This is a genomic window from Micromonospora echinofusca (assembly GCF_017614955.1).
Classification (GTDB): Bacteria; Actinomycetota; Actinomycetes; order Mycobacteriales; family Micromonosporaceae; genus Micromonospora; species Micromonospora echinofusca_A.
In genome coordinates this window covers 1-10,234 of sequence record NZ_WVUH01000266.1, presented here as the reverse complement: position 1 = coordinate 10,234, position 10,234 = coordinate 1, and the positions used below count along the sequence as shown (strand labels likewise).

At 69.2% G+C, this 10,234-nt stretch carries 8 protein-coding genes; 5 read left to right on the top strand and 3 right to left on the bottom strand.

Going from position 1 to position 10,234, the window contains the following annotated elements:
- Positions 1 to 125: 125 nt before the first annotated feature.
- Complete coding sequence (locus GSF22_RS24610) at positions 126 to 1,142, bottom strand: helix-turn-helix domain-containing protein (RefSeq protein ID WP_208816106.1); 1,017 nt, start codon at positions 1,140 to 1,142, stop codon at positions 126 to 128.
- Between the two features lie 219 nt (positions 1,143 to 1,361).
- Here GSF22_RS24610 and GSF22_RS24605 point away from each other — a divergent pair, with 219 nt between their 5' ends.
- Together GSF22_RS24605 and GSF22_RS24600 are read left to right on the top strand one after the other, a co-directional pair.
- Positions 1,362 to 2,687, top strand: a complete 1,326-nt coding sequence (locus tag GSF22_RS24605; RefSeq protein ID WP_244454043.1) for a carbohydrate-binding protein — start codon at positions 1,362 to 1,364, stop codon at positions 2,685 to 2,687.
- Between the two features lie 230 nt (positions 2,688 to 2,917).
- Entirely contained in the window at positions 2,918 to 5,467 is a 2,550-nt protein-coding gene (locus GSF22_RS24600) for a chitinase C-terminal domain-containing protein (RefSeq protein WP_208816105.1), read from the top strand.
- Between the two features lie 248 nt (positions 5,468 to 5,715).
- On the opposite strand, the gene GSF22_RS24595 is transcribed toward GSF22_RS24600, so the two are convergent.
- Entirely contained in the window at positions 5,716 to 6,201 is a 486-nt protein-coding gene (locus GSF22_RS24595; RefSeq protein WP_208816104.1) for a hypothetical protein, read from the bottom strand.
- Between the two features lie 425 nt (positions 6,202 to 6,626).
- On the opposite strand from GSF22_RS24595, the gene GSF22_RS24590 reads away from it, so the two are divergent.
- Positions 6,627 to 7,415 carry a GntR family transcriptional regulator gene (locus GSF22_RS24590; RefSeq protein ID WP_208816103.1) on the top strand — a complete coding sequence of 263 codons (789 nt, stop codon included), beginning with the start codon at positions 6,627 to 6,629 and terminating at the stop codon, positions 7,413 to 7,415.
- A gap of 36 nt (positions 7,416 to 7,451) precedes the next feature.
- On the opposite strand, the gene GSF22_RS24585 is transcribed toward GSF22_RS24590, so the two are convergent.
- Positions 7,452 to 8,627 (bottom strand): hypothetical protein, encoded by a 1,176-nt coding sequence (locus GSF22_RS24585; protein ID WP_208816102.1) that lies wholly within the window; start codon positions 8,625 to 8,627, stop codon positions 7,452 to 7,454.
- A gap of 429 nt (positions 8,628 to 9,056) precedes the next feature.
- Between GSF22_RS24585 and GSF22_RS24580 the strand changes: the two genes are divergently transcribed.
- Both GSF22_RS24580 and GSF22_RS35505 read left to right on the top strand, forming a co-directional pair.
- Complete coding sequence (locus tag GSF22_RS24580; RefSeq protein ID WP_208816108.1) at positions 9,057 to 9,209, top strand: hypothetical protein; 153 nt, start codon at positions 9,057 to 9,059, stop codon at positions 9,207 to 9,209.
- Positions 9,206 to 10,234, top strand: a 1,029-nt coding sequence (locus GSF22_RS35505; RefSeq protein WP_208816101.1) for a helix-turn-helix domain-containing protein, incomplete at its 3' end; no start/stop codon positions are given. The genes GSF22_RS24580 and GSF22_RS35505, both read left to right, overlap by 4 nt.

Here is a 10,234-nt window from a genome sequence, read left to right as displayed (position 1 = left end):
GGTGGCGAGGATCGGGGCGGGCAGGGCCAGGGCGACGGCCCGCAGCACGGTCTTGCGGGTGACACCGCCGGCCGTCGGGCTGGTGCCGGTGCGGTCCGGTTCGTCGGTGCCGGTGGACTCGCTGGTCATGGGTTCTCCTCCGGGGCGGGGGTGCGGTGCCGGTCCGGCCGAGCGGACCGGCGGTCGTCCCGACGGTACGGAGAGTCATCATCGGGGGTCGATGTGTTTGTCGGCGGTGCCGTGGTGCTTTCCGGCGGGTCGGCGGTTCCGTCCGGTCCCGGGTGGAGCCGGTGGCGGAACTCGCCCGGGCTCTGGCCGACCTCCCGGCGGAAGAACCGGCAGAAGTACGCGGGGTCGGTGAAGCCGAGCCGGGCGGCGATCCGGGCGACGGTGAGGTCGGTCCGGGTGAGCAGCCGTTTGGCTTCCAGGACGCGGGCCTGCCGGATCAGCCGGGCCGGGGTGGTGCCGGTGGCCCGGGGGACCAGTTCGTTGAGGTGACGTACCGACACGCCGATGCGTCGGGCGTAGCTGTGGGCCGGCTCGCCGAGCAGCGCCGGCTCGGCGAGCAGCTCGTCGAACCGGCGGGCGACCGCGAGGGCACGCGCCTGCGGGTGGTGCGGGACCGGGTCCGGCGGGGCGCTGTCCGGGGTGGCCCGGAGCAGCTCGGTGAGCAGGATGTGCAGGTAGGCGCGGAGCACACTGCGGCAGCCGGGCTGCTGTCGTCGGTACTCGTCGGTCATCGCGGCCAGCAGGGTGGCGATCCGGGCGGCCTGGGCCGGGTCGGTGGGGCGCCAGCAGCGGTGGCCGGTCCGGTGCAGGGCGTCCCGGTCGGTCGGGTTGTCCGCCAGCAGGTCGGGGGTGCAGAGCACGAGCTGCCCGCGCAGGTCGTGGGCGTCGCGCCAGTGGTGTACCTGGCCAGGGGTGATGACGAAGAACTGCGGTGGCCGGATGGGGTACGCGTCGAGGTCGATGACGTGGGCGCCGCACCCGTGGGTCACGTGGACCAGTTCGTAGAAGCTGTGCCGGTGCGGGAAGTCGGCTCGGGACAGTGGACCGAGCCCGTCGAAGGTGCCGACGGCCAGGGGGAGCACGTCGGAGGCGGGGACGTCGAGGTCGTGCCGGGGCAGGGGAACGGCGGGCACGGCGGCTCCTGGCGACAGTGGACACCGGATCGATCAACGGCTGTATTGACGGCTTCTCATGCCTCACCTACGGTAAGGCAACAGAGTTAACAACACCAGTTATCTCTTTGGTAGCGCGATGCGGTGCCGTCCCTGGAAACCGCGCGTCGCGTACCCCTCACCACCTCCACCGGACCTCATCCACGAGGAGACACCGTCATGCTCCAACGAGCAGCAACCATGGCTGCGGCGACCCTGACCGCCGCCGCCGTGGCGCTGGCCTTCGCCCTGACCACCCAGGCCAGCGCCGGTACCACCCACGCCACCAGCGACGATGCCGCCGCAGCGCCGGCCGGCATCGCGCCCGCGATGTTCACCGCGATGCAGCGGGACCTGCACCTCACCCCGGCGCAGGCCCGGGCCCGGCTCGACACCGACACCCGGGCGAGCCGCGTCCAGCAGGTACTGCGCACCACCCTCGGCGGTCGCCACGGCGGCACCTGGGTCAGCCCGCAGGGCGACGCCGTGCACGTCGGCATCGTCAGCGACGCCGACGCCGCCACGGTGCGTAACCTGGGCGCCGTTCCGGTCCGGGTCGCCCACAGTGAACGGCAGCTCGACGCGGCGGTGGACCGGCTCAACCGGCGGGCCGCCATCGCGCCGGCCGGCGTGACCGGCTGGTACGCCGACCTGCCGGGCAGTGCGGTGGTGGTCCTGACCCGTGACGCCGACAGCGCTGCGGTGCGCTCGTTCGCCGCCGCCGCCGGATTGCCGGCGGACGCGGTCCGGGTCCGGGTCACCACGGAGAACCCCCGGCCGTACCTCGACGTGGTCGGTGGCAACGCCTACTACACCGGCAGCAGCCGCTGCTCGATCGGATTCTCGGTCAACGGTGGGTTCGTCACCGCCGGCCACTGTGGTCGGACCGGGGCCCGTACCTCGCAGCCGGCCGGCACGTACCGGGGCTCCACCTTCCCCGGCCGGGACTACGCCTGGGTGCAGGTCGACGCCGGCAACACCCCACGTGGCCTGGTCAACAACTACAGCGGGGGTACGGTGGCGGTCGCCGGCAGCACCGAGGCGGCGGTCGGCGCGGCGGTCTGCCGGTCCGGTTCCACCACCGGCTGGCGCTGCGGCAGCATCCAGCAGAAGAACGCCTCGGTCACCTATCCCGAGGGCACCGTGTCCGGCCTGACCCGCAGCAACGCCTGCGCCGAGCCGGGTGATTCCGGTGGATCGTGGCTGTCGGGCAACCAGGCGCAGGGCGTCACCTCGGGTGGATCGGGCAACTGCACCAGCGGCGGCACGATGTACTTCCAGCCGGTCAACCCGATCCTGGCGGCCTACGGGCTGACCCTGGTCACCTCCGGCGGCCCCAACCCGACGCCGACGCCGACCCCGACCGGCACCCAGCCGCCGGGCGGGACGACCTGGCAGGCGGGCACCACGTACGCCGCCGGTGCGACCGTGACCTACGCCGGTCTGTCGTACCAGTGCCTCCAGGGGCACACCGCGCAGGTCGGCTGGGAGCCGCCGAACGTGCCGGCGCTCTGGCAGCGCGTCTGAGTCGTTCCTCCTCCCTAGGAAGTGGACGGACCCGGTCAGCGTCGCCCGGGTCCGTCCACTTCCGCGCGGTGCTCGTCCCGGGCGACGCCCGCCCACCGGAGATCGCCCGGGTCGTCCGTGCCGATTCCTGCGGGCCGTTGGCGGAGGTCTTGCGCGTGGACATCGACGCCGTTACATTCTGGAAACCTACCTAACAGTTAGGTTTGTTTATTAAAACGCGGAGGATCTTCATGCGGCCCAGACGTGCCCTGCATCTGTTGTCCGCCACCGCCGTGGGGCTACTCGCGGCGTCCCTCACCCTCGTCGTGGCCGGCCAGGCCAACTCCGCCCCGGTCGACCACGCGGCCTGCCGGCCGGACGGGCTCTACCCCACCCCCGGCGTGACCGTGCCCTACTGCGACGTCTACGACACCGAAGGCCGTGAGAAGCTCGGCACCGACCACTCCCGACGCATCATCGGCTACTTCACCAGCTGGCGGACCGGCAAGAACAACGCACCCGCGTACCTGGCCCACCAGATCCCCTGGGGCAAGGTCACCCACATCAACTACGCGTTCGCCCACGTCGACGCGGCCAACAAGATCTCCGTCGGTACGCCGACCGCGGCGAACAACCCGGCGACCAACATGACCTGGCCGGGCATCGCCGGCGCCGAGATGGACCCGGCGTACCCGTACACCGGGCACTTCAACCAGCTCAACAAGTACAAGAAGCAGAACCCCGGAGTGAAGACCCTGGTCAGTGTCGGCGGTTGGGCCGAGACCGGCGGCTACTTCGACGACGCCGGCAACCGGGTCGACGCCGGGGGCTTCTACCGGATGACCACCACCGGCACCAACGGCGTCAACACCGCCGGCATCACCACCTTCGCCGACTCGGTGGTCACCTTCCTGCGCACCTACGGCTTCGACGGGGTGGACATCGACTACGAGTACCCCACGTCGAACAACAAGGCCGGGAACCCGCTGGACTTCGCCCAGGCCGACGCCAAGCGGGCCGGGCTCAACGCCTCTTACCAGGTACTGATGCGTACCCTGCGGGAGAAGCTCGACGCCGCGGCGGCGGCCGACGGGAAGTACTACATGCTCACCGTGGCCGCCCCGGCCTCCGGCTGGCTGCTGCGCGGCATGGAGTCCTTCCAGACCCTCCAGTACCTCGACTACGTCAACATCATGTCCTACGACCTGCACGGCTCGTGGAACCACTTCGTCGGCCCGAACGCCGCCCTCTACGACAACGGCGACGACGCCGAACTGGCCGCCGGTGGCGTGTACGGCGCGTACAGCGGCATCGGCTACCTGAACACCGACTGGGCCTACCACTACTTCCGGGGCGCCATGCAGTCCGGGCGGATCAACATCGGCGTGCCGTACTACACCCGGGGCTGGCGCGGCGTGACCGGTGGCACCAACGGGCTCTGGGGCCGGGCCGCACTACCCGACCAGACCAAGTGCCCGGCCGGGACCGGCAGCTCGGTCGGCTCGACCACCCCGTGCGGCAACGGCGCCATCGGCATCGACAACCTCTGGCACGACCTGGAGAACGGCCAGGAGGTACCGGCCGGTGCCAACCCGATGTGGCACGCCAAGAACCTCCAGGACGGCCGGGCCGGCAGCTACCGGGAGGCGTACGGGCTGACCCCCGCGACCGACCCCACCGACCAGTTCTCCGGCACCTACACCCGGCACTACTCGGCCCCGCTCGTCGCGCCCTGGCTGTGGAACAGCCAGAAGCAGGTCTTCCTCTCCACCGAGGACGAGCAGTCCCTGGCGGCCAAGGCCGACTACGTGCTGGCCAAGGGCATCGGCGGGGTGATGATCTGGGAGCTTGCCGGTGACTACGCCTGGGACGCCCAGCGCGGCGAGTACTACATGGGCAACACCCTGACCAACCTGCTCTACGACAAGTTCAAGGCCGGCACCCCGTACACCGCGAAGAAGGCCAACGTGGCCATGCCGACCGCGACGCTGAACGTCGGCGTCACCATGGGCGGGTTCGCCCTCGGCGACAACAACTACCCGATCAACCCGGAACTGCGGCTGACCAACAACTCCGGTGCCACCATCCCGGCCGGCGCGCAACTGGAGTTCGACTACCCGACCTCGGCCCCCGGTACCCTCGGTCAGCAGTCCGGCTGGGCGCTGAGCGTGGTCTCCACCGGCCACACCGGCAGCAACGTCGGCGGACTCAAGGGCGACTTCCACCGGGTACGCCTCAACGTGCCGGCGGCCATCGCACCCGGCGCGTTCGCCGAGGTGACCCTGAACTACAGCCTGCCGATCGCCGGCCCATCGAACTTCACGCTCAGCTTCGGCGGTACGACGTACGCCCTGGCCGCCGACCACGCCCGTGGCGGGGTCGCGCCCTCGCCGACCGGTACGGCTTCCCCGACCGGATCGCCGTCGCCGACCGGCGGCACCTGCACCGCCCCGGCGTGGAGCGCGACGGCCGTGTACACCGGTGGCCAGGAGGTCTCGTACGGCGGACGCACCTGGCGGGCGAAGTGGTGGACGCAGGGCGAGACCCCCGGCCAGGCCGGCGTCTGGGAGGACCGGGGTGCCTGCACCGGCACCAACCCGACCGCGACGCCGACGAGCACCGTCTCGCCGACCTCGACCGGCGGCACCGGCTGTGCCACCGTCCCGGCGTGGAATGCGGCCACCGCCTACTCGGGCGGGGCGACCGTGCAGTACAACACCCGCCGCTACCGGGCGAAGTGGTGGACGCAGGGCGAGACCCCCGGCCAGGCCGCCGTCTGGGAGGACCAGGGCGCCTGCTGACAGAGCCGCCGGACACGCCGTTTCCCACCGGCGTGTCCGGCCCGTGCCCCCCTGCCCACCGCCCGGTCCCCGGCGGGCAGGGGGGCACCCGTCCGGAAGGCGTCCACGACAGGTGGATGGGGCAAAGAAGATTGCGCTCCATCATGGATGGTGACCTCGATTCCCTGGCGCACCTCGGTTCCAATGGACCCATGCCGATGCGCCTTGGCAGACCGACCACCAGAAAACCGGCAAAGGCTTACTGAACTCTACGAGGGGAGAAGGCTGAGTTCCGCAAATATCAACGCGGCCGCCACAATTGCTGTGAGGAGGTGGGCGAACCGTTGATTAGATGTCTCCTCCCTGTCGAAAATCGATGTAATTGCCCACATGATCGTTATCATGGCAGTGGTCGGGGCAGCGAAAACGACGAAGACGGCAAAAAAATCCTCCGGTCGTTTGAAGTCTTCTGCCCCGTTGTCGAGATCCACTTCGGCGGCAACGGGTGCGACGTAGAACATTATGATCCCAAGGACTACGGCGAGTAAACCCGCGCGCATCACGGGGTGATCGAAGGCGAATGGCGGCGACCGTCGCCGGTGAGGTCGAGTGCTGCCGGGCTTTGCAGCTTCTCTAGGAGTATCGGATCGTCGGTGCCGGCGTCCTTGTGAAACCTGAATCACTGCCGCCACGCTCTGCACCAGTGCCGCCACGATCACTAACCACTGCACCCAAGCCTTATCCGGCGACACCATCAACCTCTCCTACGATGGACCGATGGCTGCCTTCGATCCGATGACGACATTCTGGGACACGCGTTCACGTTAGGCTACGAAGCCTACTGGCGGGTTGACGAGATGCCTCCGCGTCGACTTGCCGGCGGGCTCGCCATGCGGGCCAGTCGACGGGGGACCCTGATCGTCTGTGCACGCTGCCACGGCGCCATCCATGAGCAGCCACGCACGCAGTAGCACCACTGGAGAGCCGCGATGCCAGCCGGCCGGTTCTTTGAGTCGCGAATGTCGACCAAAGCATCCAGGCAATCACGTCCAGTGTGTCCATGTCAGTAGACAATCCATGCAACACCGGACAATATTGACTATTGGCGGGTTCACTGGGTTGCCCGATTCTCCGACCGTCGCCCAAGCAATCTTTTGTCAGGCGACAGTTGAAGAACCTGATGAACAACGCGAGCGGCCAGCAGTGGAGGCACACTGCCGAGAGCTTCGCCGCTGAACTCAGGCGCAGGATCAGGGAGGGCGTGAGAGGCTACGAAGCTGGCACAAAGCTCCCCACCCTTCGCGAGTACGCCGCCAACAGCGAAGAGAACGTCGCACGCGGCGTTGCGGAGAAGGCCATCGACCGCCTGCGAGCCGAAGGGCTGATCGAGTCACGCCGAGGTTCCGGCAGCTACGTGCGGGCAAGCCGCATCCCCCGGACCTCGCCAGGGAGACTGGCGCCGGAGCAGTGGGGGCGGGGGCTCTCGATCCAGGCTTACGACTCGGCGGATCCGCCGAAGGCCGTGGACGTCACGGTGGGCGATGTCGTGCCGCCGACGCAGGTCGCTGACGCCCTTGGTGTACAGCCCGGCGACGTGGTGCTGTCGCGGTATCGCCGCTACGTCCGGGATCTGCGCTCCGTTCAGATCGCTACCGCCTACCTTCCGACGGACCTGACCCGTGGCACCCGCATCGAGCACGCCGACACCGGTCCTGGTGGCACCTACGCCCGACTGGCCGAGCAGGGATTCAGGCCGACGAGGTTCGTCGAGCGGGTCATCAGCCGCGCACCAACGCCCGAGGAGATCAACGGGGTGGATGGCCGGGAATGGCTGGGTCTACGCCGGGAGGGCAGTCTCGTCTTCGAGATCATCCGGCTTGCCTACGCCGGAGAGCGCTGCGTTGAGGTGTCCCTGATGGTGCTCGACGCCGAGATGTACGAGCTGGTGTACGCGTTCCCTGCTTCTTGAATGCCCCCGGGGTTCAGGGCTGAGCCTACAGCGTCGTCACATGGCAATGAGGTCCTTGGCGTCCTGAAAGAATCGGCGCACGGCGGACGTGCGCTGGTAGGGGGCGAGGCTTCCGACCAGGTTGCGCACGTGCTTGATGCACCTGGCGGAGGTGACCTGTCCGGTCAGTGTCTGTACCGCCTGGTCGCCGAGGGCGAGTGCCTTGTCCAACTCGGGTTGTTCCTGCTGGACGTAGGTGGTCGCAAGCAGCGCATTACGTAATGCGCCCTCACGGGTGTACTCGTTGCCCTGTAGCCGCAACGCCGTCCGTAGGTGATCGCGAGCGCGTGGCCAGTCTCCAAGCTTGACGAAGCAGTAGCCGGCCTGCGCGTGGGCCTGCGCTTCGTTGATCCAATAGGACCAGTCGGGGTCACCGTGCTCCGGGCGGCTGTCGGTGAACCTGCCGAAAGCGTTGTCGAGCGCGCGACGGGTGTCGGTCACCGACCGGTTGTTGGCGTACGCCTCCGCCGCTCGCAGGTCGAGGATCGTTGCCACCCTCGGGCTGGTGGCGGGGTAGCTGGCTCGTGCTGTTTCGGCGAGGGTCACGGCCTGGCGGAGCTGACCCAGGTCCTTGGCCTGGCAGGACATGAAGCCGAGGATGTTCGCGCCAAGTCCGCGATCGCCAGCGGCGTTGGCCTGATAAAGACCGGCGATCCAGAACCGCTGCGCCTGGATGTGGTGGCCGCCGTCGAAGGAAAGCCAGCCGGCGAGGCGCAACAGCTCACCGGCGGTGGCATGAAGACGCCGGCCGATACTGTCGCTGTAGCTGCGCCCTCTCAGCACCCCGACCACCGTGCTCAGGTGCTGACGGACCAACCCCAGGGTCTGACCGCTACCGAGGTGATCGTCCATGCGTCGCAGGCTGGCCGTCACCGCGTCCAGGTGGTCGACGACCTTACCGGACAAGGGGCGGCCGGTAGTCGACGCGATGTCCTGCGGCGACTGGGCAATCAGCCACTCGTGTGCCGGCGACGTCAGTGCGGAACCGAGCAGAGTGATGAACATTCGCCGATGCATCATTTCCCCAGATTCGTTCACCACCTCGGCCGCCTGCAATGCCCCGGCTGATGACCAGGGCAGATCGAGGCCGGCGGAGGCCGGTGCGACCTCAAGCCCGTCCTCTGGCCAACCCAGTTCATCGAGACTGATCGTCCGATGCAACTGCTCGGACAACAGCGCGGTGGTCAGGGCTGGCCAAGGGCTGCGCGGAACATCGCCCTTCTTCCACTTTTACGGCGTCTTCAGATGCAGCCGCTCCACGCGCCCGTGCCGCTCGGCGCACTCGTTGAGGCGTCGAGCGAGTTGCTCGGGCTGCCAGCCCACCTCGGCCAGCAGTCGGGTGATTGCCTCCCCGCTGGATGCCACCGTCCGACCCCCTCCGGTGTAGTGGTCGCTGCACGGACAGTATCGAAACTTTGGTGAAGAGATGCGTTGGGCACCGCAACGCACCGAAAGGCACCTTGCGCACCCACTCGCACCGCGCTCTCGCCGGGGTCAACTGGACGCCTCAGAACGGGCGATGTCCCCGTCCCGGTCCCGAAAGGAGCCGAGTTCCATGGGCGGCAACATCCCCGGCTCTTGGCTTCGCCAGAAGGTGAGACTGTGGTGATCTCTGAAGTGGTGCCGATCGTGTTCGGTGGGCTGGTGCCGGGTTTCCTGCTCGGGCTGCTCGCGTTCCGGGTCAAGTCCCGGTGGTGTCCGCGCTGCGGCGGGTACACGCACGCTGTCCCGCCACCGGCGGAGGGGCGGCGGTGACCGGGCCCGGCCGGCGCACCGGCAACCAGTCGCCCATCGGGCGGCGCATGGCCGTCCTGCGGGTACGCCGGGGCATGAGCCAACAGGTCCTCGCCGATCGCATCGGCAAGTCCAAGAGCTGGGTCGACAAGGTCGAACGGGGCGTACGCACCCTCGACCGGCTCTCCGTCATCGAAACCGTCGCCAGCGCGCTCGGGGTCGCCCCGAACGTCCTGCTCGCGGAGCAGACCCGCCCCGAAACGGTCACCGACCTCGCCCCCGACATGGAATCCGTCCGGGCGGCGCTGGCCCGGCACGACCCACCCGAAACCGACCACCCGGGCATGCGGCAGCTCGACGACCAGGTCGGATACGCCTGGACCGCCTACCGCAACGGCCACCACCCCCAGGTCCTCCGGGCCCTGCCGGGCCTGCTCACCGGCATCCGGCACCCCCGCCACCAGGATGGGGACGCGCCCGCCGCCGGCCTGCGCGTCCGCGTCTACCGGCTCACCGCGCAGACCCTGGTCAAACTCGGCGAACCCCACCTCGCCTGGCTGGCCGCCGACCGGGCGATGACCGCCGCCACGGGCGACCCGCACCGCACCGCCCTCGCCACGGTATCCCTCGCCCAGGCACTACGCGCCCTGCGCCGGGGCCGCCTCGCCACGACCGCCGCACTCACCGCCGTACCCCACCTCGACCGCACGCCGCCGACGCGCGCCCGCCGGCCCGACGAACCCGCCCTGACCGGCACCCTGCTCACCGAAGCCGCCCTCGCCGCCGCCACTCATGGTGACGCCGTCACCGCCGACGACCTGATCGAACGCGCCGCCCGCCTCGCCACCGTCTGCGACGAAGGCCAGCAGTCCGACAGTGACGGCATCTCCTTCGGCTCCACCGCCGTCATCCTCGCCCGTGCCCTCACCGCCACCCACCTCGGCGACCACCACCAGGCCGTCACCCTGCACCGGCAGGCCACCAGTCAGGACGGTTGGCACCGGCTCCCCGCCGAGCACCGCGCCGCCCACCTCATCGACATCACC

Coding starts and splice junctions, on each gene's coding strand:
- GSF22_RS24605 (WP_244454043.1), top strand. CDS start 1,362: ATGGCTGCGGCGACCCTGACCGCCGCCGCCGTGGCGCTGGCCTTCGCC.
- GSF22_RS24600 (WP_208816105.1), top strand. CDS start 2,918: ATGCGGCCCAGACGTGCCCTGCATCTGTTGTCCGCCACCGCCGTGGGG.
- GSF22_RS24595 (WP_208816104.1), bottom strand. CDS start 6,201: ATGGTGTCGCCGGATAAGGCTTGGGTGCAGTGGTTAGTGATCGTGGCG.
- GSF22_RS24590 (WP_208816103.1), top strand. CDS start 6,627: ATGAACAACGCGAGCGGCCAGCAGTGGAGGCACACTGCCGAGAGCTTC.